General features: G+C 44.4%; 27 protein-coding genes, 1 riboswitch and 2 other annotated features. Of the genes, 21 read left to right on the plus strand and 6 right to left on the minus strand.

The genetic code is table 11. The features are described 5' to 3' along the window. Positions 1-96: 96 nt before the first annotated feature. The 4 genes from brnQ to A5886_RS01960 all read right to left on the minus strand — a co-directional run bounded on the left by brnQ (position 97) and on the right by A5886_RS01960 (position 4,688). A complete protein-coding gene (brnQ, locus tag A5886_RS01945; RefSeq protein WP_086273382.1) occupies positions 97-1,446 on the minus strand; it encodes a branched-chain amino acid transport system II carrier protein in 1,350 nt (449 codons plus the stop codon). Positions 1,447-1,618: 172 nt separating this feature from the next. Further along, positions 1,619-2,353, minus strand: a complete 735-nt coding sequence (locus A5886_RS01950; RefSeq protein WP_086273383.1) for an amino acid ABC transporter ATP-binding protein — start codon at positions 2,351-2,353, stop codon at positions 1,619-1,621. A gap of 11 nt (positions 2,354-2,364) precedes the next feature. Continuing rightward, complete coding sequence (locus A5886_RS01955; protein WP_086275957.1) at positions 2,365-3,954, minus strand: ABC transporter permease subunit; 1,590 nt, start codon at positions 3,952-3,954, stop codon at positions 2,365-2,367. Between the two features lie 115 nt (positions 3,955-4,069). Then, positions 4,070-4,242: riboswitch (Lysine riboswitch) on the minus strand. Between the two features lie 143 nt (positions 4,243-4,385). Continuing rightward, positions 4,386-4,688, minus strand: coding sequence for a hypothetical protein (locus A5886_RS01960; protein ID WP_086273384.1), 303 nt, complete (start codon positions 4,686-4,688; stop codon positions 4,386-4,388). A gap of 244 nt (positions 4,689-4,932) precedes the next feature. On the opposite strand from A5886_RS01960, the gene A5886_RS01965 reads away from it, so the two are divergent. The 11 genes from A5886_RS01965 to A5886_RS02015 all read left to right on the plus strand — a co-directional run bounded on the left by A5886_RS01965 (position 4,933) and on the right by A5886_RS02015 (position 14,624). Next, positions 4,933-5,595, plus strand: coding sequence for a nucleoside recognition domain-containing protein (locus tag A5886_RS01965; protein WP_086273385.1), 663 nt, complete (start codon positions 4,933-4,935; stop codon positions 5,593-5,595). Between the two features lie 2 nt (positions 5,596-5,597). Then, positions 5,598-6,050: a YjiG family protein gene (locus tag A5886_RS01970; protein ID WP_218776622.1), complete on the plus strand. Its 453-nt coding sequence runs from the start codon at positions 5,598-5,600 to the stop codon at positions 6,048-6,050. Positions 6,051-6,083: 33 nt separating this feature from the next. Further along, complete coding sequence (locus A5886_RS01975) at positions 6,084-7,205, plus strand: M20/M25/M40 family metallo-hydrolase (protein WP_086273387.1); 1,122 nt, start codon at positions 6,084-6,086, stop codon at positions 7,203-7,205. 218 nt (positions 7,206-7,423) lie between these two features. Further along, positions 7,424-8,110: an NAD-dependent protein deacylase gene (locus tag A5886_RS01980; protein ID WP_086273388.1), complete on the plus strand. Its 687-nt coding sequence runs from the start codon at positions 7,424-7,426 to the stop codon at positions 8,108-8,110. Between the two features lie 58 nt (positions 8,111-8,168). Then, the gene (locus A5886_RS01985) at positions 8,169-9,014 is read left to right on the plus strand and encodes a chorismate mutase (RefSeq protein WP_086273389.1); all 846 of its coding nucleotides are present in this window, start codon (positions 8,169-8,171) and stop codon (positions 9,012-9,014) included. A 3-nt stretch (positions 9,015-9,017) separates the two neighbouring features. Further along, positions 9,018-9,536 carry a transcription repressor NadR gene (locus A5886_RS01990; RefSeq protein WP_086273390.1) on the plus strand — a complete coding sequence of 173 codons (519 nt, stop codon included), beginning with the start codon at positions 9,018-9,020 and terminating at the stop codon, positions 9,534-9,536. A 14-nt stretch (positions 9,537-9,550) separates the two neighbouring features. After that, a complete protein-coding gene (locus tag A5886_RS01995) occupies positions 9,551-10,057 on the plus strand; it encodes a cysteine hydrolase family protein (protein ID WP_086273391.1) in 507 nt (168 codons plus the stop codon). Positions 10,058-10,117: 60 nt separating this feature from the next. Then, positions 10,118-10,354: a binding site (T-box leader), on the plus strand. A 60-nt stretch (positions 10,355-10,414) separates the two neighbouring features. Further along, positions 10,415-10,655: a binding site (T-box leader), on the plus strand. A gap of 66 nt (positions 10,656-10,721) precedes the next feature. After that, positions 10,722-11,798: a methionine ABC transporter ATP-binding protein gene (locus tag A5886_RS02000; protein WP_086273392.1), complete on the plus strand. Its 1,077-nt coding sequence runs from the start codon at positions 10,722-10,724 to the stop codon at positions 11,796-11,798. Further along, a complete protein-coding gene (locus A5886_RS02005) occupies positions 11,799-12,479 on the plus strand; it encodes a methionine ABC transporter permease (protein WP_086273393.1) in 681 nt (226 codons plus the stop codon). It begins immediately after the preceding gene. A 31-nt stretch (positions 12,480-12,510) separates the two neighbouring features. Then, positions 12,511-13,353, plus strand: coding sequence for a MetQ/NlpA family ABC transporter substrate-binding protein (locus A5886_RS02010; protein WP_086273394.1), 843 nt, complete (start codon positions 12,511-12,513; stop codon positions 13,351-13,353). A gap of 59 nt (positions 13,354-13,412) precedes the next feature. Continuing rightward, positions 13,413-14,624 (plus strand): M20 family metallopeptidase, encoded by a 1,212-nt coding sequence (locus A5886_RS02015; protein ID WP_086273395.1) that lies wholly within the window; start codon positions 13,413-13,415, stop codon positions 14,622-14,624. Positions 14,625-14,676: 52 nt separating this feature from the next. Here the strand turns inward: A5886_RS02015 and A5886_RS02020 are convergent, their stop codons facing one another. Beyond that, the gene (locus A5886_RS02020; protein WP_086273396.1) at positions 14,677-16,167 is read right to left on the minus strand and encodes an amino acid permease; all 1,491 of its coding nucleotides are present in this window, start codon (positions 16,165-16,167) and stop codon (positions 14,677-14,679) included. 100 nt (positions 16,168-16,267) lie between these two features. Here A5886_RS02020 and A5886_RS02025 point away from each other — a divergent pair, with 100 nt between their 5' ends. The 10 genes from A5886_RS02025 to A5886_RS02075 all read left to right on the plus strand — a co-directional run bounded on the left by A5886_RS02025 (position 16,268) and on the right by A5886_RS02075 (position 25,399). Beyond that, on the plus strand, positions 16,268-16,693 hold the full coding sequence (locus tag A5886_RS02025) for a GAF domain-containing protein (protein ID WP_086273397.1): 426 nt from the start codon (positions 16,268-16,270) through the stop codon (positions 16,691-16,693). Positions 16,694-16,701: 8 nt separating this feature from the next. Further along, positions 16,702-17,685 (plus strand): sensor histidine kinase, encoded by a 984-nt coding sequence (locus A5886_RS02030; protein ID WP_086273398.1) that lies wholly within the window; start codon positions 16,702-16,704, stop codon positions 17,683-17,685. Further along, positions 17,682-18,314: a response regulator gene (locus A5886_RS02035; RefSeq protein ID WP_086273399.1), complete on the plus strand. Its 633-nt coding sequence runs from the start codon at positions 17,682-17,684 to the stop codon at positions 18,312-18,314. Before A5886_RS02030 ends, A5886_RS02035 begins: the two co-directional genes overlap by 4 nt. Before the next feature lie 33 nt (positions 18,315-18,347). After that, positions 18,348-19,055 (plus strand): sirohydrochlorin chelatase, encoded by a 708-nt coding sequence (locus A5886_RS02040; protein WP_179189951.1) that lies wholly within the window; start codon positions 18,348-18,350, stop codon positions 19,053-19,055. 264 nt (positions 19,056-19,319) lie between these two features. Further along, positions 19,320-21,752 (plus strand): nitrite reductase large subunit NirB, encoded by a 2,433-nt coding sequence (nirB, locus tag A5886_RS02050; RefSeq protein ID WP_086273402.1) that lies wholly within the window; start codon positions 19,320-19,322, stop codon positions 21,750-21,752. Between the two features lie 2 nt (positions 21,753-21,754). Further along, positions 21,755-22,063, plus strand: coding sequence for a nitrite reductase (NAD(P)H) small subunit (locus A5886_RS02055; protein WP_086273403.1), 309 nt, complete (start codon positions 21,755-21,757; stop codon positions 22,061-22,063). Then, entirely contained in the window at positions 22,060-23,031 is a 972-nt protein-coding gene (gene cobA / locus A5886_RS02060) for a uroporphyrinogen-III C-methyltransferase (RefSeq protein ID WP_086273404.1), read from the plus strand. Before A5886_RS02055 ends, cobA begins: the two co-directional genes overlap by 4 nt. After that, positions 23,007-23,846, plus strand: coding sequence for a formate/nitrite transporter family protein (locus A5886_RS02065; protein WP_086273405.1), 840 nt, complete (start codon positions 23,007-23,009; stop codon positions 23,844-23,846). Before cobA ends, A5886_RS02065 begins: the two co-directional genes overlap by 25 nt. Positions 23,847-23,855: 9 nt before the next feature. Then, positions 23,856-24,731, plus strand: a complete 876-nt coding sequence (gene hemC, locus A5886_RS02070) for a hydroxymethylbilane synthase (RefSeq protein WP_086273406.1) — start codon at positions 23,856-23,858, stop codon at positions 24,729-24,731. Next, a complete protein-coding gene (locus A5886_RS02075; RefSeq protein ID WP_086273407.1) occupies positions 24,725-25,399 on the plus strand; it encodes a uroporphyrinogen-III synthase in 675 nt (224 codons plus the stop codon). Before hemC ends, A5886_RS02075 begins: the two co-directional genes overlap by 7 nt. Before the next feature lie 70 nt (positions 25,400-25,469). Here the strand turns inward: A5886_RS02075 and def are convergent, their stop codons facing one another. Next, entirely contained in the window at positions 25,470-26,033 is a 564-nt protein-coding gene (gene def / locus A5886_RS02080) for a peptide deformylase (protein ID WP_086273408.1), read from the minus strand. Between the last annotated feature and the right edge of the window lie 74 nt (positions 26,034-26,107).

A 26,107-nucleotide genomic window follows, 5' to 3' on the forward strand; every position in this document is an offset into this window, starting at 1 on the left:
GTATCTTTTTTTTTATTGTCTGTCAGTCTTTTATGCAAAAAAGTATCCTACCTTTTAAGAAAAAGTAGGATATTTTTGCATATTCCGGCTATTTTTTTACTTGACAGGGTCTTTTCTAAACCATGTCCACCCTAAACCGAGGATAAATCCGATGATCGCGGGTGTGACCCAACCCATACCAATTTGGAAAAAGGGCAAATAATTTGCTGCCCATTGCAAGATTGCTTGAACGAAAGTAGTGTCTTTAAGCATTGCCGGGCTGGCATTCAATCCATCGATGATGGCTGCGATCAATGTGAAATAGGTTGTCATGCGATACACGCTGGCACGATGACCAAATAAAGGGCTGATGATCGCCAAAAGAATCAGTGTGATCGCCAAAGGATAAATAAACATCAATACAGGTGTCGAGAATTCAATGATCTTGGTCAACCCGACATTGGCAAAAACGGCTGGCAAGATACTGGTCAATCCAATAAAGAACGCATAACTCATCTGTGGAAATAGACCGGCAAATGTTTCTGAGAAGGCGGTGATCAAACCAATCGCTGTTTTTAAACAAGCCAAGATGACGATCAGTGCCAATAATAGGCTGCCGAAAGTACCAAGATAATGATTGGCTATTTGCGCCAATGCGACACCGCCATTTTCACTGATGGGGAATTGTCCAACGCTCATGGCCCCCATATATGAAAGCAAGGTGTAGATGATACCCATTAAAACGATACTGATCGATCCGGATAAAATCGTATCCTTTGCAACAGTCGTCGGCTTTTCGACCCCCATATTGCGAATCGTTGAGACGATAATGATACCAAAGGCCAATGAAGCGAGGGCATCAAGGGTGTTGTATCCATTGGTAAAACCAGTAAAGAAAGCATCGCTTTGATAATTTGCTTGGACTGCGATCTCAGCTGTTGCCCCCATAGGATTTAAGAAAGCAAAGAGCAGCAATACCCCTAGCAAGATCAAAAACAATGGATTCAAAAATTTCCCGACATAATCCAATATTTTGCTCGGTTTACGGGAAAACCACCATGCAGCACCAAAGAATAGGCAAGAAAACAAGGCCAGCAATAATGTATTGAGGCTAGTAGGCACATGGGGTGCCAAGCCAATTTCATAAGAGGTCGTTGCCAAGCGTGGCAATGCGAAAAATGGGCCGATCACTAAGTAAAGCAAAACAGTAAAAATCAGTGCATAGCGACGATTGATCCGTGAGGCCAATTCGAAGACACCGCTGCTTTGTGACAGACCAATGGCGATAACGCCTAAGAAGGGTAAACCGATCCCTGTAGCCAAAAAACCAAGATTGGCCAAGCCGACACTTGCGCCAGCTTCTTGCCCCATATGAACAGGGAATATCAGATTTCCGGCACCGAAAAACAGCCCAAATAACATTGAGCCAACATAAAGATAATCTTTAAAACGTAACTTCTTTTCCATAAATAAAAGACTCCTATACTTCCATAGTTTTAAAAAAAAGTAACAAACAATGTCGTAAAAAGCAATGCTTTTAGAAAATATTGCGAATAAAAAAACGCACCGACCGCTTGTTGCGCTTGTTCAATTGATTCACAAGTCACTTCAAGCGGTGTGCGTGTTGTAAGCAAAGCTCTTAATTGAGTACCCGTGACAGGAACTCTTTGGTACGTTGTTCTTGTGGGTGAACGAAAATATCTTCAGGTGTACCTTGTTCTGCGATGACCCCTTTGTCCATGAAGATCACACGGTCAGATACTTCTTTGGCAAAGCCCATTTCGTGGGTCACGATGACCATAGTCAAACCTGTATGCGCCAATGTATTCATGGTCTTTAAGACTTCGCCGACCATTTCCGGATCGAGCGCCGACGTTGGTTCGTCAAATAACATGACGTCTGGATTCATTGATAATGCTCTGGCGATGGCTACCCGCTGTTTTTGTCCGCCAGACAATTGGGCAGGTTTGGCATTGCTGTATTGTGCCATACCCACTTTCTCCAAGTTTTCTTTGGCGATGGCTTCCGCTTCTTTGCGGTCACGTTTGAGCACAGTGATTTGACCGGTGATGCAATTTTCCAGTACGTTCATGTTGTTGAATAGGTTGAAGGATTGGAAAACCATCCCCAAATGGGTGCGGTATTTTGGCAGGTTATAGCCTTTTTCTAAGACATTTTCTCCAAGATAAACGATTTCTCCACTGGTTGGTTTTTCTAATAGATTGATACAGCGAAGCAACGTTGATTTTCCGGAACCGGAGGAACCAATGATCGTCACGACTTCACCTTTATTGACAGACAAACTAATATCTTTTAGGACTTCGTTGTCGCCAAAACTTTTTTTCAAACGGTTGATTTCAATGATTGCTGACATGTTCTTCCTCCTTATTCATTTGGGTTGATATCTTCCAGTTTCACATAAGCGCTTGGGCCATCCATTTTACGTTCTACAAAGCGCAAGATCTGGGTAGCAGTGACTGTTAAGACGAGATAGATGACACCGATGATCGCAAATGTTTGGAAGTATTGGAAATTGGTTCCTGCAGCGGATGTTCCTTGGAAGAACAAATCAGCCACGCTAATGACGCTCAAGACGGCTGTATCTTTGATATTGATAATGATCTCATTGCCGGTCGCTGGTAAGATATTGCGCATCACTTGCGGTAAGACCACTTTGATCATTGTTTGCCAATGGGTCATCCCAATGGCCTGTGCTGCTTCAAATTGGCCATCATCAACAGCGAAGATCCCGCCACGTACGATTTCAGACATATAGGCACCGGTATTGATCGATACGATCAGCAAGGCTGCCAACGTACGATTCATGGACACCCCGAACGCCAAAGCTGTTCCATAGAAGATAACCATCGCTTGGACCATCATCGGTGTGCCGCGGAAAACTTCGATATAAATCGTCAATAGTCCATTGACGATACGCTGCAAGAAGCGGCTGATCGGATTTTCTGATAATGGCAACGTCCGGAAAACACCGACCAATAAACCAATCATCAACCCGATTACTGTGGAGACGATCGCAATGAATAGGGTCAAACCAGCACCACGCAAGAATAACAGGCCATAGTCATCAATGATTTTTTTGAAATCGGCGATCAATCCTTGTTCGGCAGTTTCACCACTGGCATCAGCGGGTTGTTGAACAATGGCTTGATCCATTAAATCAGTGCGTTCTTCTTGAGAAATACCTGCCAAAATTTGATTGATTGCAGCGACATCACTGTCACCTTTGCGCATCCCAACTGCCACTTGGACGTCTTCTGGGTTGGTTTCGAAACCTTCACCCTCTGCAAATTCAATCATCGTTAGATCTGGATTGGTCCCGACTGCAGTGACACCTTCAGGTCGTTCGCTGACATAGCCGTCGATGATACCAGAGGCCAGTGCCACCCGCATCGAAGAAAAATCGCGCATGGCTTGTTCTTTGTTCACGTCAGGAATCTGATCGATCACAGTGTAGTGGAAGGTATTCAATTGGGCTGTGATTTTGGCACCAGATAAGTCAGCCAAACGTTTGGCACTTGCATAGTCACCATCTTTACGGACCACGACCACTAAGTCTGATTCGTAGTAAGGATCGGTAAAATCGATTTGTTCCCGTCGTTCTGCGGTAGGGGACATCCCAGCAATCACGGCATCGATCGTGCCTGATTGTAAGGCTGGGGCCAATCCATCCCATTGGGTTTTTACGATTACCAATTCTTTGCCAAGACCTTCAGCGATTTTCTTGGCGATTTGTACGTCATAACCACCAGCGAAGGCTGAGCCTTCTTCTCCAGAAATCGGTACGGCACCGTTGGCATCTGTTGTTTGCGTCCAGTTGAAAGGCGCATAGCCAGCTTCCATCCCAACCCGAAATTGGTCAGGAGGCGTTTGTTCATCTGCTGCAACAGGCGCGACCCATTGACCAAATGACAAGCAGAGGGCAAATAATGCCCAAATCCAATATTGTTTTTTCATTTTTCTCTTTCCTTTCACGAGCAAAACAGGCAGGCACGGGTGAAAAAGCACAAAAAACAGCCGTACTCCATGATTGGAAAACGGCTGTGGACAGGTCTTTGTCGACAAACCTTTCACAAAACATAGCGCAACTTAGCGAAGCTAAGACAGTCCGCAAATTGTTCATTTGCGGCCCAACAGAGTGATTCAAGCAAAATCTACTTTGTTTCGGCGATGTTCCCTAGCTCTGCTGTTACCGTGTTGCTTCACTCAGCAGGATTAATGAACCTCGCGACCTCTACCTAAATGTTAAAGGATACTCGTATTTAATTTGATTCTTATCAGAGTTTAGAAGAAATTCATAGGAATGTCAATTCTTTTTAGCAAAAAAACGACCATTATCTTTCTGAAAAGCGAAAGGCAAGGTCGTCTTTTTCTAACAAAATCGTGTCTTATGCGACTTTGGCTTTTGGTTCGCGGCCTAAAACAGCTTGGATGACAGTGAGTCCCAACAATAAACCAAGTGCTAAGTAAATCAAACTTGAGTATTGTGTGACGCCCCAATCTTGGCCCCATGTACGATAGACCACAAGGACGATGGCTTGAATAATAGCTGTAATGACATTTAATAAACCAAAGGCCCATAAGTTTCCATTTTCTTTGCGTGCCAAATAGAAAATAGAGAAGTATAAGCTGACTGCTAACCAACCAAAACTAATGATGATCATTGCCCAATAAATAAGAAATGCTACCAATGTATTTCACCTCACTTTAATTCGTGAATAGTTTACCATGTTTTGCCTAAAAAGTCATGAAAGTTTCCGCTTGCATCGCAATTCACATAAGGATTCGTCAAAAAGAAAAAGGGAGCACTCCTAGATGGACGCCCCAATCGACAAAAATAAAATTTTTGAAAAATAAAATGCAAAATAATCGTCTTTTATGGTAATATAATTTAAGTAAAATGAATAAAAATAGGTTATTTTATAGGAGGCGCAAGTGGAAACAAAAGTACGATGGACAGGATATGTAGCACTTATTTTTGTATTTCTTTTCTTTTCAGGCATTTTCACATCAAGTGAAGGGCCGCTGCAAGCATTGGATTTTAACAACATTGTCGGTGAATTTGGTGTGCTGGGAGATCTTGGCGAGGGCGAAGGGACACTGGCAAGTTCATTCAGAGGAATCAATGGGACGGGTGCGAGAGATGGCTTTCTCTTTGCATTGACTTTAGTTCCGGCAGTCATGTTCTCGCTGGAAATCATCAAAATCGTTGAGTATTTTGATGGGTTGAATGCGGCAGAACACTTATTGAGTCCCCTCTTACGTCCTTTGCTGGGCATTCCGGGTTCTTCGGGTATCACATTGGTGGCGAGTTTGCAATCTGCCGATGCGGGCGCATCGATGATGAAACAAATGGCCGATGCGGATCGGCTGAATGAGCAAGAAAAGGTCATCTTTTGTGCGTTTCAATTTTCAGCAGGGGCAGCATTGACCAATTTTCTAGGAAGCGGCGCTGCATTGTTTCCATATTTAGGCGGTGTGCCGATCTTGGTGCCATTATTGGTGATTTTCTTCTATAAATTTGTCGGCGCCAACTTGATGCGCCTTTACTTAAGAAAGTTTCCAATCAGCAAAACACCAGCAGAAGGAGAGGTTTGACCGTGAAAAAAGGTTCAGTTGTTGATGCATTTGTAGAAGGGGCGCGTAATGGCTATCAAATCGCTGTTCATTCGACGATCCCCAATATTATTTTTGCTTTCGCGTTGATTCAAGTGTTGGAGTTGACAGGGGCATTGGTCTTGATTGGTAATCTTTTCCGTCCGGTGATGGTTATATTCGGGTTGCCTGGCGTGGCGGCGACTGTTTTGATGGGGGCTTGGCTCTCAATGGGGGGCGGTGTTGGCATTGCGGCCGGATTAATTGCCGCCGGAGAACTGACCGGTATCCATGCAACGATTTTGCTGCCGGCGATATATTTGATTGGTTCCCAAGTCCAATATCTAGGCCGCATCTTAGGGACTGCGGATATACCGACAAAGTACAATCTCCACATGTTTTTGATTTCATTGATCAATGCAGCGTTGGCGATGTTGACCATGCGCTTATTTGTTTGAATAATGACAGACTACACCAAGGGAGGAACTGATATGGATCAAGAAAGATTGCTCACGACATTTTGCACGCTGGTACAAATCGATTCGGAATCAGGACAAGAAAGAAAGGTTGCTGATTATCTGTTAGACACATTGAAAGAAATGAACATTGATGTGTTTGAAGATGACAGCCAATCCATCACAGGATTAGGTTCAGGTAATTTGATTGCCTTTGTGTCAGGGAGCATTCCAGACGCCGAACCTTTGCTGCTGAATGCGCATATCGATACGGTGCGGCCAGGAACAAATATTCAGCCGCAATGTATCGACGGTGTGATTTCTTCCAAAGGAGAAACTATTTTAGGGGCAGATGACAAAGCCGGGGTTGCTGCGATTCTTGAAATGCTGCGGATCATCAAAGAACAAGGGATGCCTCATGGCGATGTGCAGATCATCTTTACAGTAGGAGAAGAAATCGGTTTGCTGGGTGCTAAAGCCATTGATCCGGCTCATCTCAAAGCACAAGTCGGTTATGCACTGGATACGGGTGGTGCTGTCGGCGGAATGAAGACTGCTGCACCAGGTGCGGCCGAAATCAAAGCAACAGTCAACGGCATCACTGCCCACGCGGGTGTCGCACCAGAGAAAGGTGTATCTGCAATCGAGATTGCCGCTAAAGCAGTAGCGCAAATGGAATTGGGGCGGATCGATTTTGAGACCACAGCCAATATCGGGACTTTCAGTGCTGTCGGTCCGACAAATGTCGTAGCAGACCGTGTAGAAATCATCGGTGAAGTCCGTTCTTTCAATCAAGAAAAACTGGCGCAGCAAGTCGATAGGATGTTGACGATTCTGGAAGAAACTGCATCAAGTATGGGTGGAAAGGTGCAAGCTGAAGCGAAGGTGAACTTTTCGAGTATTCAACTTTCTGATGATAGCAAGGTCGTTCGTATGGCCGCATCGGCTGCAGCCAAAATCGGCCGCACCTATCAATCATTTGCAGCTGGCGGCGGCAGCGATGCCAATATCTTCAACGGTTTAGGCGTTGAGATGGGGGTGCTTGCCTGCGGCTATGAGGATATTCATACAACAAAAGAAAAAATGCCTATAGGCGAATTGCAAAAATTAGTGGCACTGACAGTTGCCCTCGTGGAAGAAGCTGCGAAGGGTCGGTAGATACAGTCTGATCGTTGTTAAAAATTTATGCGCTTCATTTGCGCTTCAATAGTGGTGATCCATACCACTGTTGAAGTGTTTTTTTGCATTGTATCGTCGACAATCATCTGCTTATGATCTGCAGATAATTGGAGAAAGCTAGTGATTATACGATGCAAAATGGTATACTAGGACACAGATAGAACCAATTTCAACGACTAGGAGAAAGAAGGGAACCCATGGATAATCACACTGCGGCTAAACGAATTCGTGAAGCAAAGAGTTGTACGTTTTTGACTGGTGCAGGGGTGTCAACACCTTCAGGCATCCCTGATTATCGCTCACTACAAGGGGTCTACCAAGGAATTCAACAACCAGAATACCTATTGAGCCATACATGTATGGTCGATGAGCCAGAAACATTTTATCGCTTTGTTCAACACTTATACCATCCGGATGCCCAGCCTAATGTGATTCATCAAAAGATTGCAGCGCTGGAAGAAACACGGCCGGTCTGGACGGTTTCGCAAAATATTGATGGCCTTCACAAAAAAGCAGGCAGTCAGCATTGTATTGATTTTCATGGCAGCTTGTACCGCTGTTACTGCCGAAAATGCGGAGAAAATATCCCTTGGGAAACTTATTTGACCGATTGGCTTCATGCAGGCTGTGGCGGACAGATTCGTCCAGATATCGTACTTTATGAAGAAGGGTTTGCCGATGCCCAGATCGAAGCGGCTATTGCTGCTGTGGCTCAGGCAGAATTATTGGTAGTCGTGGGAACTTCATTGCAAGTCTATCCATTTGCCGGGCTGATCCAATACCAGCAGACACCATCTGTGCTGGTGATCAATCAAACCCCGATCGCTGGCATCGCAACTGATCAGGTATTGGCACGAGGAGAAGACGTATTTGCCCTTATTTAACAAAAAAAATCAGCCGTAGACAAACCGAAACAAGCGGCATACACCGGAGGAAAATTCAATGACAGAACGGACTGAAAAAGAAAAAATGATTGCGGGTGACTTGTATTTCGCACCAGATCCAGAATTAACTGCAGACCGCAAATACGCCCGTGAACAAATGCGTTTGATCAACCAAGAAACCGACGAAACCATCAAAGAGCAGCTGTTGAAAGAAACATTTGGTTCAGTCAGCGGTCGTGTTCATATTGAACCAAATGTGCGCTTTGACTATGGCTATAATATTTCTGTGGGAAAAAATTTTTATGCCAATTATGATTGTATCTTGTTAGATGTTTGTCCAATCACCATCGGCGACAATTGTATGTTTGCACCGAATGTTCGATTGTTTACCGCCACCCACCCACTGCATCCCGTCAAACGCAATAGCGGATTAGAGTTGGGTGCACCTATCGTAATCGGCGACAATGTCTGGATTGGCGGGGCAGCAACGATCGTCCCAGGTGTCCGTTTGGGCAACAATGTCGTTGTTGGTGCTGGCAGCGTTGTGACCAAGTCATTTCCGGATAATGTCGTGATCGCCGGAAACCCCGCTCGCGTCATTAAGACCATCGATTTGAATGAATCAGAAGCAGCGGATCCGTTGCAAAGCTTACGGGATGAAATCGATCAAATCGATTGGCAAATCACTCATTTATTAGAAAAACGTATGACGACGGTCAATGAGATCGCACAAGTCAAAAAAACGACTAAGTCACCAGTCTTAGATGAAGACCGTGAAGCCAAAGTAGTCGAAAATATTCGTCAAGCAGTATCCAATAAAGCTTTTGAAGAGACCATTGTCGCTTCGTTTCAGTCGATCATGGACCATTCAAAAACGTATCAAAACCAACGACTGGAGGAATGATCAATGGATGGTACGACTAGACGCACCCAAATTTTGGCTGCCTTGCAGGCGGCAGACAAAGCAATCAGTGCCAGTAAATTGGCGAAAGAACTAGGTGTCAGTCGACAAATCATTGTCGGTGATATTGCGTTGATGCGGGCAGCCGGAGAAGAGATCGTTGCAACTGCAAGAGGCTATCGTTTGCAAGCATTGATGGAAGCAGAAGGCAACGTCACCAAAATTGCCGTTCAGCATACACCTGAACAAACAGAAGCAGAGCTAAACATTTTTGTTGCCTGTCATTTAGAAGTCTTGGATGTAATCGTGGCACACGATATATATGGAGAATTGACGGGCAGTTTGCGGATTCAAACGGCGCAAGATGTGGCTGATTTTATGGCGAGGAGCCAGCATGCAGAGGCGCGCTTGTTGTCAGATTTGACCAATGGGATCCATCTGCATACCTTGCGTTACCAAGATCCGGCTGATTTGACCAAAGCCAAAGCATTATTGGCAGAACAAGGCATGCTTTATCAAAATTAGGGGTGAGACTATAAATGGAAGACGTCTTCGTAGTGATTGATCTGCAAAATGGTGTCTGCAATGAAAATGGAACAACCATTGATCATTTAGATAGATTACTGGACTTTGTCAATCAAAGGATCGACCGTTATCGTGCAGCTGCGCGACCAATTATTTTTGTGCAACATGAAGATGAAGAGCTTGTTTACGGCACCACGGCATGGCAACTGCATCCTCAGCTGCACCATGAACCAACGGATATCTATACACGTAAGACTCATGCCAATAGTTTTTTTCAGACTGATTTCGCAGAGATATTGCATGATCTAGGGGTCAAACGCATAGAGTTTGCTGGTGCACAAACGGAATATTGTATGGACGGTACCATCAAGTTTGCCCATGGATTGGGCTTTGAAAATACAGTCTACACACAAGCCACCAGCACGTATCCTAGCAACGGGTTAACGGCTTCGGCAATCATTGAGTGGTATGAAGGCATCTGGCAAAATCGATATGCTCGGGTGTTATCTCAAACAAAATAAATGATTTTTGTTGTTGACAAGTGATGATTTTTCCAGTAAAGTACATGACAACAAGAATAAACAGATCCGTTGATAAGGAAAGTAACCGTGGATACTTCAAAGAGAGACTCTGATTGGTGGAAAGAGTTAAGTCAGAAGCGTTGAACAATGGCCTTGGAGGATTGATTGTCGATAAGTAGGCAATCACGGACAGCTCGACCGATAGCGTGAGCGCCAATCTCTGTAAATACAGATGTTGGGTCAAGGGAAAGGCAACTTTCCAAACAAAAGGTGGTACCGCGAATCTTCGTCCTTTTATTAGCTTCGGCTAGTAAAAGGACTTTTTTTGTACAAAAAAGTATCAGTAAATCAATAACAAAAAGCACAGTGAATTGGTAAGTATATGCGTCAGTTTTTTTTGACAGAGAGCTTCGGCAGCTGAAAAGAAGCAAAAAAACACGGATAGAAAATGGCCAAGGAGTGATTCGTCCCGAGCAGATACCTGCAAGGCGGCGACGGCAGCGACCGTTACCTCGCTAGAGTATGAATGTACTTGAAGAGGAATCTTGCGTGAGCAAGGTTTGAACAGAGGTGGTAACACGCAAAAAGCGTCCTCAAGCAAATCAATCAATGGTTTGCTTGAGGATGCTTTTTGCATAACCGGGAAAATAGAAGGAGGAAACAGATGATTACGTTAAAGGATATATCAGTCACATTCAATCAAGCCAAAAAACCTGCGATCCAAGCAGTCAAAGACGTGTCGCTAGAAGTAGATAAAGGAGATGTCTATGGCATCGTCGGTTATTCAGGGGCTGGGAAAAGTACATTGGTTCGCGTGATCAACCTCTTACAACGGCCGACGCAAGGACAGGTGATTGTCGACGGTACAGACCTGACGACATTGTCAGCCAAAGCTTTACGTGAAAAAAGGAAAACGATCGGGATGATCTTTCAGCACTTCAACTTGATGGACAGTCGCAATGTGTTTGACAACGTGGATTTCTCGCTGAAATATGCAGGTAGATCCAAACAGGAACGTCGTCAAAAAGTGACTGAGTTATTGGCACTTGTTGGATTGGAAGAAAAAGCCCAAGCGTTTCCCAGTCAATTGTCTGGGGGGCAAAAACAGCGGGTCGCCATTGCGAGAGCCTTAGCCAACGATCCGCAAATTCTGCTCTGTGATGAAGCCACCAGTGCATTAGATCCAAAAACTACATTGCAGATTTTGGCCTTACTCAAAAAACTAAATCGTCAACTAGGCCTGACGATCGTGATCATTACCCACGAAATGCAAGTGGTCAAAGAAATCTGCAACAAAGTGGCAGTCATGGAAGATGGTGAAGTGATCGAGCAAGGATCGAGTGTACAGATTTTCAGTAAACCAGAAAAACCATTGACCAAAGATTTCATTCGGACGGCGACCCATATTGATCAAGCATTGGAAACCATCTTAGGCAGTACCAAATTCTCTGCATTGGCACCGAATGAATGGCTCGTGGAACTTTCCTATGTGGGGGATCAAACCAACGAACCAATCATTGCTCAGTTATACAGCCGTTATAAAGTCACCACCAATATTTTGTATGGCAATGTTGAGATTTTGCAAGAAGTGCCCATCGGCAGTTTGATCGTTAGTTTGTCTGGCGAGTACCAGCAGCGAAAACGGGCCCTTGCCTATTTGAAAGAACAAGGCGTCTACACAAACATTATCAAAGAAAATCATGCAGAGCCATTGAACAATGTGATTGAAGGAGGGTTTTAAATGGGGGCATTATTTGAACGTTATTTTCCTAACGTTGTTGCGATATCAGATGAATTTGTCACAGCGACGATCCAAACGTTGTACATGACCTTTTGGACGGCACTGATAGCTGGTATTTTAGGAATTTTATTAGGTATCGTCTTAGTGGTCACCAGACCAGGGGGGATCTTGGAGAGCCGGGGTTTGTTCGAACTGTTGGATAAGGTCATCAATATTGTTCGTTCTATCCCTTTTATCATTTTGCTTGCTTTGTTAGGGACATTCACTCGGCTGATCGTCGGTACCACGATTGGGGAGACAGCCGCGTTGGTTCCATTGATAGCCGGAATCATCCCTTTCTTTGCACGACAAATCGAGATTGCTTTATTAGAAGTAGATCCAGGTGTTGTTGAAGCTGCTGAAGCGATGGGAACAAGCCCGGTCGGCATTATTTTCAGGGTCTACTTGCCGGAGGGATTGGCGGGGATCATCCGCGTTTCTGCATTAACGATCATCAATGTCATCGGTTTGACTGCAATGGCTGGCGCTGTCGGTGCCGGCGGTCTAGGGAATCTAGCCATCACCCGTGGCTACAATCGATTCCAAAGTGATGTCACGATTATGGCGACATTGATCATTTTGGTCCTGGTTTTTGTCAGTCAATTTATCAGCAACATACTTGTTAAACGCGTTTCACACTAAAAAAACAAATGGAACAATGGAGGAAGAAAAAATGAAAAAATTGATTCAATCAGTGGTATTAGGGGCAGCATTATTATTATTCAGCGGGTGTGGCAACAGCAGCAGCGCGTCAACAGATAGTTCACAAGAAGAAGTTACCGTGAAATTAGGCTTGATTGGTGCCGATACCGATGTCTGGGATAGCGTCAAAGAGCGCTTAAAAGAGGAAGGCATCAATCTAGAATACGTTCAGTTTTCAGATTACAATCAACCGAACCAAGCGTTAGCGGATGGGTCGATCGACATCAACGCATTCCAACATCAATTTTTCTTAGACAACTACAATGAAGAATTTGGGACTGATTTGGTGTCGATCGGAAATACCGTCAATGCACCGTTAGGGATCTATTCCGATACAATCACCGATGTGAAAGATTTGGCTGAAGGGGCAAAAGTAGCGATTCCGAATGATGTCACAAATGGCGGCCGTGCGTTATTGCTGCTGCAAACTGCTGGTTTGATCAAAGTGGACGAAGCAGCTGGCCAAACACCGACCGTCGCAGATATTACTGAAAACAGCTTGAATCTAGATATTTCTGAATTAGATGCAGCACAAACCGCCCGGGCATTATCAGATGTCGATATTTCTGTCATCAATAGCGGCATGGCTGTTGATGCAGGTTTTGTCCCAACAGAAGATGCAATTTTCTTAGAACCTGTGGATGAAACTGCCCGTCCTTATGTAAACATCATTGCAGCCCGTAAAGAAGATGAAGACAATGAAGTTTACCAAAAAGTCGTTGCAGCTTATCAAACAGATGAAACCAAAAAAGTGATCGAAGAAACATCGAAAGGCTCAAGTGTTCCAGCTTGGGAAACCTTTGGTGCAAAATAAAACCAATGACGTTAAGATGATAGATAAGGAAGACGAACATATAAAGGAGAGATTTGATTATGACAGTTGCTACAACCACCAAACAATCAACCATTAAAGGATTTATCCAAGAACGATTGCCAGAATATCAAGCCTTGGCATTGGATATCCATGCGCATCCAGAAGTCAGCAATTATGAGTTTTATTCATCTAATGTGTTGATTGGACAATTAGAAAAAGAAGGCTTTACCGTCAAAAAAGATGTTGCAGGACATCGTACTGGTTTTGATGCCCGTTATCAAAGCGGCAAACCTGGTCCTGTCATTGCCTTTTTAGCAGAGTTTGATGCCTTGCCTGGCATTGGCCATGCCTGTGGACATAACTTGTTTGGCACCTATTCGGTACTGGCGGCTAGTGCGTTACAGACCTTTGTCGATGAGATTGGCGGCGAGATTCGTGTCTATGGTACGCCAGGCGAAGAAGGTGGGGAGAATGGATCTGCGAAAGGCAGCTTCGTGAGAGAAGGTTTCTTTGAAGATGTCGATGCAGCCCTCTGTGTGCATCCGGCTCACCGCTACGGCAAAACAACGGCTTCATTGGCCAATGATCCTGTCGATATCAAATTTTACGGGAAGGCTTCCCATGCTGCCGCTGCACCAGAAAAAGGCATCAATGCATTAGAGGCACTGATCCAAGTCTTTAATGGTATCAACGGCTTGCGTCTGCACCTGCCCAAAGATGTCAATATCCATGGTGTGATCACTGATGGCGGTGTGGCAGCTAATGTAGTGCCTGAATATGCAGCAGGTCGCTTTTACTTGCGGGCTAGCAACCGTGCCACGTTAAATGAAGTCTACGAAAAAGTGGAAAACATTGTCAAAGGTGCGGCGTTAGCAACAGGTACAACCTATGATTTTGGTTTGTTCCAAAATTCGGTTGATGATGTGATCGTGACACCAAGCTTCGATGAAATTTTCTTTGCCCATGCAGCAGAAGCAGGGGTGCCAGAAGCTGAAATCGACACGGAAGCCAAAACCAGTTTAGGTTCCTCGGATGTAGGAAATGTCAGCCAAGTCATCCCGACCATTCAACCGACAGTATCTATTTCAGATGACTATATCGCCGGCCATTCTGAAGAATTCAAAGCAGCAGCCAAAAGTGACAAAGGCTTGCAATCAATTGCCATTGCTGCCGAATTGTTGGCATTGACTGCGTTGGATTTGTTCCAACAGCCAGAATTGTTAGCCAAAATCAAAGCGGACCATCAAGAAAGTTTGGCAAAAGGGAATTAACGAAAAAACTTCTCGATAGATCAACGATATCGTTGATTATCGAGAAGTTTTTTTAAATGGATTGTTTACGTTCAAAGCGTTGATAGACAAACTTTGCGAAGAGCCCAAACAAAATAGGTCCGAGAACGAGGGTCAACGTATTGAGATAGTTGCCTAATTTGAATGGTTCATAAATTTGGAAACCAATCGCGATGAAAATCGATAGACAAACACTAAAAGCCAGTAGGCGGTTTACATGATTATTTCGCAGAAATAGATCTTCTTTGGCAACGATTTGTTTCTGTAAGAAAAACGGGAAACTTATCGCCACGATAAAATAGGGAATCGCTCTTGATACGTTGGTCATATAAGTCAATTGGTTGAAAAGATCACCGACAAAAGGTGTATTGAAACTAAGAAATAAAATACAACACATGATTGCAGTAGATTGTAGCCAGATGGCGAAGACTGGCATGTGATGCTTATTCAACTGGAGGATTTTAGTCGACCATAATCCTTGCGGTGTCCCTTTGATTAAACTTTTTAGCGGACCGTAGGTAATACTTGAGAGTAGACCTATATAGGCAGTTAACAAGGTAAACGCAGTGTAGCGTAAGAATATCTGCACCAATAGTTCCTGATAGGCAGGGGATAGGTCAAATGCGGTACCGAGTTGCTGCGCCAATGCACCCATCAATCCATACATCAAATTACCCAAATGCATTTGGTCTGTGGTTCGCAAGAATTGCAAATCGTTGGCGCCACTCCATAGCACGATTCCAAGAAAGTAAAGTCCGACAATCAATCCACCACTGAGTAAAATCCCTTTGGGGAATTGTTTGCGGCTGTTTTTGGTGCGATCCACCAAACTAGCTACTGTATCTAACCCGCCAAATGCGGTGATTGAAAAGATAAAAAAGGGCAGTTGGGTCCAAAATTGATCGGTCGTACCTTCAAAAAAACTTGGTGCTCCTGCACTTTGGCGTAAATGAAATAAAAAAAGAGCAGGCTGTTTCAAAATCAATAATACATTGCCACAAATTGATAAGATGATTAAACCAATCATAGTGACACTGCTGATTTTCAAAAAGGAGAGAATCGTTTGGAATCCACTGGTAATGATCCAAGTCAGCAAAAGAACACCTATAATGGAGAAAATGGCTAACCAAAACCCTTCTGATAAACCAAACCAAGTGATTGAGGCAGTCAAATCTTGGCCAAATAACAGAATCGATAAAGGAATCAATAATTTCATGAACAAACTAACCATCCAAGTAAAATAGCTGCAATACCAAAGGAACGCTGTAATGAAAGCAGCTCTAGGACTCAAAGAATCCTTCAACCAATCGTAGATCGTGCCGGACTGATTGGCATATTTCTTAGAATATTGCGCGACGATCAATGCATAGGGAATGAAATAGAAAAGTGCACTAATCAAAAACCAAGGCAATGATTTGGTGCCCATCATAAAAAAGGCAGTCAACATACTTGAAAATGAATAAATCGTTGTCGTGATGATCAGGACCAACATAGGTAGAGATAAAGTTTTTTTGATAGATGTCATCGTTAGGGTAGACCTCCTTTGATCTTCTGGTATTATATTAGTGAGATTATGAACAAATTACAAGACAAAGAATGAAAATTAGGGAATTGGAGTAGTCGAGATGAATGAGATACAAGGATGGATCGAAGAAAAGCAACAAGGATGGCCCTATGATTTCTTAGGCATTGCGTTGAACACCTCTGCCGCTTACGATGCAAAAGAAATACGCTGGCTCTATGTAGCTGGTAACAAAAGTGATGCCTACCGAAAAATCCGGTTACACGTGGGACATGGCATTGCTGGTCTGGTGTGGAAAACGGCGAGAATGCAAGAAGCGAAAGCAATTTTGGAACACCCGCAGATATTCGCTGACTATCCGATTGCCCGTTTAGAAAGACTAACGACTGTTTTGGCTGTGCCTGTCCTCCAAGAGCATGAAGTGATCGCCGTGCTTGCTTGCGGGTATCGAGATGATTCAGTTTTTGCTTTTGACGATCGCACCCGCCTGACACAAGCCGCCATTGATTTGAGCAAATTGCTAGAATAGGAGATGCCATGAAAAATGTAACCGCCACCTGCGGAGAAAGTGGACAACACATCTGGATTATTGATCAGCAACAGCGGGTTGTTTTTGAAACAACATCCGCTAAAATCTTTCAGCGAAGGTACCAATTGTCTTTGTCAAAACTTTTGGCGATTGCTTTAGGTGATGGATGCATCTTGCATGCTACCAAGTCCGCATGCTGCAACTGTCCTGTTGAAGAATGTGTTGATCCTAATGGGTTTCCTTTTATTCTTTTGACTGAAGATGGTAAGGAGAAAGAATTTTGGGGACAAGTCCATCTCGAACAGCAACACTATATGATCCAAGTGCACACAAAAGACCATAAGCCAAAAAACAGCCATAGTATGCTGGATTATTTAACGAATGCCAGAGAGAATGAACGTAAAAAAATTGCCCAAGAACTCCATGACGGCATTGCCCAAAGTGTCTATAGTTTGATGTTAGAAGCACGCATGATCAAGTGGCTGCCCAAAGATGAAGTGCCGTTGCGTTTGGCGGCGATCGATGGTCATTTTGCAGAAGTCCTGCAAGAAATCAAAACCTTAGCAAGTGATATGCGGCCGCCTGCACTGGATCAATTTGGTATCGTCTCAGCTGTAAAACAGCTCAGCACCCGCATGCAGGAAATGACTGGATTTGATGTCCATCTCCAAGTGATCGGCAAAGAAGGGGTGCTGCCAGAAACGATTCGCATCGGTCTTTTTCGGATCATTCAAGAAGGTATCAACAATGCAATGAAATATTCAGGAGAAAATGAAGTGACCATCCAACTCGACTTCAGTCCAGCGTATATTCAATGCTTGATCATGGATCGTGGTGTTGGTTTCTTAACCGATCAAGAAAAAGATGGTTTCGGCTTGCTGCATATGAAAGAACGTGTATTAGGGTTTTCTGGGACCTTGACGATTCGCAGTCAGCCAAACAAAGGGACTCAAATCCGTATTGTTATTCCTTGCAAGGAGGCGTCAAGGTGAATATTTTGATTGCAGATGATCATGTTTTGATCCGCAATGCATTGGCTTTCTTTATCAATACACAAGAAGATATGCAAGTCATCGGTGATGCGGCTGATGGACATGAAGTGTATATGGCAGTAGAAAGATGTCCGGTAGATGTGGTTTTGATGGATGTCAGTATGCCTCCAGGAGAAAATGGGTTTTTGACCACGAAACGTATCAAAGAAGCGTATCCCCATGTGAAAGTTATCATCTTGACGATGCATGATGGAGAATCCTTTGTTCGTGAAGCGTTGATTGCCAAAGCAGATGGTTTTTTGTTAAAGAGTGCCCATGAAGAGATTTTGCTGCATGCGATCCATCACGTGTATCAAGGCCAGCGCTACTTTTATGGATATACGGAAACAGACTTAGCACAGATCACGCTGTCGAAAGAAGATACATTGTATGAAACCCTCTCAAAACGGGAAAAGGAAATCCTACCGCTGATCGCGTTAGGGTATAACAACAAAGAAATCGCGGAACGCTTGTTTATTTCTGTAAAGACAGTGGAAGTGCATAAAGCCAATATTCGTAAAAAGCTTCAATTAGAAAGCTATGCAGGTTTGCTGCGCTACGCATTAAAGCATCATTTGATCGATTTTTGATTGCAATTAAAACGAAAGAATGGAGGAATGATAATGGAAAAAGGAGTTATTTTTGTTTTACATGGGCGAAAGACCCATTTTTCAACGCGCAATATTTCTTTGATCAATGAGATCCAACATGAGTTACGGCAACCTTCCGCCATCGGCATGCTTGAAGGAGAAATAGAGACCGTCGAAGAGGCCATGACAACACTCTATCAAAAAGGCATGCGGAGGTTGCTTTTTGTACCTGTCTTACTGTTTCCAGCCATGCACTTTAGGGAAGATTTGCCAAATAGAATCCAAGAGTGGCAAAAAGAATTGGCGGATCCCGATGCTGTCACCGTTGAAGTAGCGGAAACACTAGGTACCACCCCAGCAGTAGTTGCTTTTTTGACCGATGCAATCCGCCAAGAAAAGCAGGACAAGCGCTCGATGTTGATTGTTGTACACGGTACGACCCGTTATCCGGAACCCGCTGAACAAATGGAGGCGATGGTTCGCGAGCTGCAGCAACACACGGGAGCCAATGTAGCGTGGGGCGCTTTGCACGGCGAACCAAATTATATATCGGCGATGGCAACAATCGCTGGACCAGTGACGATCCAACCATTGTTTCTTTCCGATGGGTTTTTGGTGAATAAAATCAAAGAGACGTTGTTGCCAGATCATCCAGAGCTGCACTTTTTACCTACGCTAGAAAATTCTGCTGCCTTGAAAGCAGCTATCGTCGCTCGGTTGATGGAATATCATGTATGCTAGATTGAGTCAGTCGTGACTGGTTTTCTCAATAAATAGACGAAAAAAGACAGCAGTCAAATAATGTTTGCTCATACAAATCGATAGCGCCACTGAAAAGTCCGAACGATTTCCAATAGGTTGGGCTTTTTTGGTGCCGCAAATTTTTGCGCAGCATAGTTTGTCCTTTTTTATCCCCTTTATTGTTAAAGTAGGGAATCCCCTAATAGTAGAAAGAAAGCAAAAGGGATATTGTGAAATGTATAACAAACGAAAAGAGGCGTCAATATGAAAGAACGTTTAGTCGTTATCGGCAATGGTATGGCTGGGATTCGTACGGTGGAAGAAATCATCGCCAGAGATTCAGAACGCTATTCGATCACAGTGATCGGCAAAGAAAATTATCCAAATTACAATCGCATTATGCTATCAAATGTCCTGCAAAATAAAATGACAGTTGATGAAATGGTCACGAACCCATACGAGTGGTATCAAGAACAGAAGATTGACTTGATCAATCATGATCCAGCGGTGGGTATTGATCCCCAACAGAAACGAGTAACGACAGAACATGGGCGGCAGATCGACTATGATCGATTGATTTTGGCGACGGGATCGCATCCATTTATTTTACCAATTCCTGGTGCAGATAAAGCAGGTGTCGTGGCGTTTCGTACGATTGATGATACAGCAGCGATGATGGCAGCGGCTGCGAAATATCGCCGCGCAGTGGTCATCGGCGGAGGCTTATTAGGATTAGAAGCAGCGAAAGGGCTGCAAGAACAAGGCATGGAAGTGACTGTGGTCCATTTGGCGAAATGGCTGATGGAAACGCAACTGGATGAGAAAGCGGGCAAACTTTTACAGGCAGAACTAGAAGAACAAGGCCTGCGATTCTTGATGGAACATAGTACATCAGAAGTCATCGGTGACACACGTGTTGAAGGGCTTCGCTTTGCCGATGGCACCGAAATTGCCACCGATTTGGTGGTGATGTCCATCGGTATTCGACCAGCTGTCGAATTGGCAAGAGAAATCGGCTTGACAGTTGCCCGCGGTATTGTTGTGGACGATTTCATGCATACGTCCTTACCTGATATCTATGCGGTAGGGGAATGTGTGGAGCACAATGGCACTTGTTATGGATTAGTGGCACCGCTTTTTGAGCAAGGGAAAGTGTTGGCAAATGTATTGACAGAACAAGCAGACATCAAGCCATATACGGGTTCGAGTACCTTTACATCCCTGAAAGTCTCAGGTGCCGATCTCTATTCAGCTGGAGATGTTTTGCATACAGAAGGACTTGAAAGTATCGAAGCCTATGATAGTGCAGCCAAGAAGTACAAGAAGATTTTCTTGAAGGAAGGGAAAATCACCGGTATCGTACTCTATGGCGATACGGAAGATGGCAGTCGCTATTATAATATGATGAAAAAAGGACAGCCGATCACCGATCTGCAATCAATTGCTGTCTTGCAAGCCATAGGTGAACAAGCTGGAATGGGTGACGATGTCCTATCATGGGATGATGAAGAAACGGTTTGCGGTTGTAATGGTGTTGCGAAAGGTGATGTATTAAGAGCCATTAGAGAGCAAGGCTTGACGAGTGTTGCCGAAGTCGGCAAAGTCACCAAAGCGGGGACTTCTTGCGGGAAATGCAAGCCGCAAGTCCAGACACTCTTGACTGCAGAGTTAGGAGAAGGTGTAACCACCGCTTCAGGCATTTGTGGTTGTACAGAACTGTCCCGCGATCAGATTATGACCCAAATATATGCCAAAAAATTACTCTCGACCAAAGAAGTATTCCAAACATTAGGTTGGCAAAACAGTGAAGGCTGCGGCAAGTGTCGTCCAGCAGTCAATTTTTACTTGAACGTTGCTTGGCCAGCAGAGCATGCGGATGAAAAAGCTTCCCGAGTCGTCAATGAACGGATGCATGCCAATATTCAAAAAGATGGCACTTTTTCAGTCATACCACGGATGCGCGGGGGACAGACAACGCCTCAACAATTAATCAAACTTGCCCAAGTGGCTGAGAAATATCAAGTACCCCTCGTTAAGGTCACAGGCTCACAGCGTATCGGTCTATATGGCGTGAAAAAACAAGACCTGCCGCTGATTTGGGAAGAGCTGGATATGGAAGCGGCCCAGGCCTATGCCAAAGCCTTTCGATCAGTTAAAACTTGTGTAGGCAAGCGTTTTTGCCGCTTTGGTACACAAGATACGATGGCCTTGGGCGTGAAATTAGAAGAAACCTTTGAGTACATCGATACGCCGCATAAATTTAAAGTCGGTGTATCTGGCTGTCCCCGCAGTTGTGTGGAATCAGCGGTGAAAGATTTCGGGATCATTGGTGTAGAAAATGGCTTTCAAGTGTTGATTGGTGGCAACGGAGGGACAGAACTAGTCGCTGCCCAACTTTTGACAACGGTACAGACGGAAGCAGAAGTCATCGATATTTGTGGTGCTCTGCTCCAATATTATCGCGAAACTGGGATTTATGGAGAACGTACCGCACCATGGGTGGAACGTTTGGGATTTGAACATGTCAAAAAAGTGCTGCTTGATCCTGAAAAGAGACAGGCATTGAATGAGGCATTACGTGCAGCGGCTGCTGCAAAAGGGCGACAAGATACGTGGCGCAAGACGACAGAAAATGTAGATCTGCGAGAAAAAATGTATACGATCGATCGTCCAGAATTTGTAAAGGCAGGTGTCTAAAGATGCAGATTAAAGCATCGCAAAAGAGCAAGTTGTTGCCTCAGGTGGGACGTTCTATCATCCTAGGGGAGGACAAAATCGCTTTATTTCTATTGAGTGATGGCAGTATTGCAGCCATCGAAGATCATTGTCCATTGACTGGCGGACCTGTTTTGGAAGGAATCGTTTCTGATCATTTTCTGTATGAGCCCATGCGAGAGTACAAAATTTCATTACTGACAGGGGATATTCAACCGCCTGATGAAGGTCATATGCGGATATATCCTGTGACCATTATTGATGATGATGTCTATATTGAGGTCGAAGGATGATTTCTTTTGTCGGAGCAGGTCCTGGGGATCCAGGTCTATTGACCATGAAAGCCTATCAGAGGCTAATACAGGCAGATGTCGTTATTTATGATCGGTTGGTCCAGCCGTTATTGCTGTTCCATTGTTCACCAACATGTCAACTGATCTATGTAGGCAAAACACCGTATCAGAAAACAATCTCGCAAACGAAAATCAACCAGTGTATTGTGGCATCTGGGCAATCCCACAAAAAAGTCGTTCGACTAAAGGGTGGTGATCCGCTGATTTTTGGTCGTCTGACGGAGGAACTGGCTGCCGTGAAGGAACATGGCTTTGCTTATGAAATCATTCCTGGCATCACCTCTGCCAGCGGTGCTGCAGCGTATAGTGATTTTAGTTTGACGGAACGGGGCGTCGCTAGAAGTGTAACTTTCCTCTCTGGTCAAACAAATGAAGGGACGATCCTGCCGTTTCAGGTCAAGGCACAACAACAAACGCTCTGCTTATACATGGGCATGGAACAAATCAGCCGACTCAGTCATAAGTTGCTGGCACAAGGGCTCGCGCAAGAAACGCCTGTGGCGGTAATTGAGTGGGGGACATGGGGCAAACAGCGAAGGTGTACGACCACGCTGCAAGCACTGCCTAAAGCAATCACTGATGAACAACTGGCAAACCCGGCTTTAGTTATCGTAGGGGCGGCAGCAAAAGACAGCGAAGACAGCTGGTTTGATCAGCTGCCCAATCGTGGGTGCAAAATCGTCTTGGTTTCTACGCAGCAAGCAGACACGTCGATTATCACGAAGTGGATCGATACAGGTGCCGACGTGTGGTGGTTGCAGCTAGGACCTGAGAAAGATCTGCGATTTGCAGCAATCGATCAACGGGTGTTATCAGATATTGACGCGTGGCAAGCTGTTTATCTAGAAGAAGACACAAAAAAATTATATGAGGAGTTTAAACAATGTCATTATCCCCAAAAGAGTTAGTTGATGAAGCCATTAACCGAGGCAAAGTCAAAGCTGGATACAGCTTGCTGACGATGTCGGTATTAGGTAATATGGCCGGTATATTTATTGGATTAGCTGGCGTAGCGATGATTCGAACGATGGGTACGATGCCTAAAGAATGGGGGACCTTTGTCAACTTTATCGGTGCCCTGGTTTTCCCAATTGGGTTGATTTGTTTGTTGCTGGTTGGAGGAGAACTCGTTACAGGCAATATGCTGTCTGTCACCATGGCTTTATATGCCAAAGAAATCAGCAAACTGCAGTGGTGTCGAAATATGCTTGTCGTTACGATCGCCAATTTTGTCGGTGCTGTCGGTGTTGCTGTCTTTTTTGGATACTTTTCACATGCCTTGCAAGGGGATTTTGCTGCGAGAACGATTGCGGTGGCACAAGGGAGAGTCATTGATACCCCTATGGAAGCTTTCTTATCGGGAATCGCCTGCAATGTCTTGGTTTGCACCGGTGTGTATATGAATATGGCTGCGAAAGATTTCATCGGAAAAATCGTTGGCACCTTGCTGCCGGTCGCGGCGTTTGTGATCGCAGGCTATCAACACGTGGTGGCGAATATGTTTCTGGTGATGGCGGGTATCTTAGCCGGCGGGGTCACATGGACCCAATATCTTGAAAATTTGTTTTTTGTTTGGATCGGCAACTTTGTCGGCGGGGGGTTGCTATTGGCAGGCATGTATTATTTGGCATTCAAAGTAGGCATGAAAGAAACAGCGCCCACAGTAGAAAAGTTGGAGAAAGCTGATCCATCCTCTATAATAGTAGAAAAAAAGCTGTATTGAGGGATAGTCATGAAAACATTTAGAGTTGGGACTCGGACAAGTCCATTGGCAATGAAACAAACACAGATCGTGATTGATGCGTTAACGCAGCAGGATCCTGACATCACGATAGAAATCGTAGGTATATCGACCAAAGGTGATCGCATGCAAAATGCCTCGTTGGCTGCCATTGGCGGAAAAGGCGTCTTTGTCAAAGAAGTGGAGAATCAATTGCTGCAAGGAATGATCGATTTTGCTGTCCATAGTTTAAAAGATATGCCGGCCAATTTGCCGGAAGGACTGATATTGGCTGCCACACCACCTAGAGCCAATCCTTATGATTGTGTTATCTTCCAAGAAGCCAATGGCACGTTGGCAACCAGCCAAGTGATCGGTACAAGCAGTGTCCGCAGAGAAAAACAATTAGCGGAAGCATACCCGCATCTAAACTTTGTACCGATACGAGGAAAGATTGAGACGCGGATCCAAAAAATGCATGACCAGCAAATGAGTGGCACTGTTTTGGCCTGTGCCGGCCTTGAAAGAATGGCTTATTTTGATCAATTGCCAGCCTACAAGATATTACAACCCGCAGAGTGCGTACCAGCTGTTGGACAAGGCATATTGGCTGTTGAATGTCGTCAAGCTGATACTGAACTGATCCAACGATTGGCACGGATTACTGATCCTACAACGGCACAGGCAGCTGAAGCAGAACGCAGGTTTTTACGCCAATTAAATGGCAACTGCGATATTCCTTTGGGGGCATTTGCGCAACCAAGAAAGGAAGGGTGGGCTTTTTTTGCTTATCTTGCTGCGGACCGTACTAGTAAAGGGGAAAGTGTCTGCTTGATAGGCAAAGACCCGCAAGCATTAGCAGACCAAGCGTATCACATATTATGTTAAAGAAAATCATTTTATCGACTCGCCCAATGGCATATAAAGAGGAACAAGTATTGTTCTCGACAGTGGATTTGGAAACATGGCACTTGCCGTTAGCTGAGATTGTACGTTTGCCTTTGACTCAGCAAGCACAAACAGCCATTCGATCAGCGGACTGGCTGTTCTTTACCAGTCAAATTCCGGTCAGCCAGATTCTGCCCTATAGTCCTCCGAAAGCCAAAATAGCTGTAATCGGCGCCAAGACAGCTGCAGAGGTCGCTGCATGGGGGAAGTCGGTCTCCTTTGTCAGTCAAGCGCCCACAAAAGCAGCAATGATTGAGGAATGGCACAAACTTCAGCGGCGTCCTCAGCGGATTTTTTATGCAAAAAGCCAGCTAGCGGATGATCTACTAGAAAAGCAGCTGACCACGCATCACGTCATCAGCTGCGTCACATATCACAATCAGCCAAATGAAGCCAATGCAAAGGAATTACGAAAGTTGTTACAGTTGAATGCCCTGCATGGCGTGTATTTAACCAGTCCTTCAATCGTGGATCGGTTTTATGCGGTCTATAAAGATTTTCTGGATGTTTCCCTCGAGTTGATTGCTTTAGGAGAAACAACAAAACAACAAATTGAAAGCTATGGACTGACAGCCACCTTACTGAGTGTATACATGAATCAATGCTAATGGATCTGGAATGACTGCATACACAAAAAAGCCGCCACCATTCAGGGTGCGGCTTTTTTGTGTGCGAAAATCAATCGATGACTAAGATACCTTCTTTTAATGAGAAAGGATTTTTTTCATTGATATGGTCGTAGAACATCACGCCATTTAAGTGATCGATTTCGTGCTGGATAACGATCGCTGGATAATTCTTCAAACGGACTTTTTGTTTCTTGCCGTTGATATCATAGTAGCTGATCGTGATTCGCGCATGGCGAACGACATAACCAGGTACTTCTCGGTCAACGGATAAACAGCCTTCCCCTTCGCCTAAACAAGCTTCTTGGACGGAATGACTCAAGATCTTGGGGTTGTACAGCACATCTTTGAACTCCGGTTCAGGGTTCTCAGGATCACTGCTAGGGACCAAAACGGCTGTGATACGTTTTGAAATATCTAATTGCGGGGCAGCCAATCCAACGCCACCGCGTAGTTCAAGCTCTTCTGCTTTGATGGGATCTTGGCTGTTTTCTAAAAATGTCATCATGTCTTTTCCTAATGCGATATCTTCGTCACTTAATGGAAAAGGTACTTCTTTGGCTACTTCGCGTAAAGTTGGATTGCCTTCGCGAATAATATCATCCATTGTAATCATTGATGATGTGACTCCTCCTACTATGTAAAAAATTCGAATATCAACTATTCATTCCTTATAAAGTGTACCACATC

Source organism: Candidatus Enterococcus testudinis (assembly GCF_002140915.1).
In the GTDB taxonomy this organism is placed as follows: Bacteria; Bacillota; Bacilli; order Lactobacillales; family Enterococcaceae; genus Enterococcus_D; species Enterococcus_D testudinis.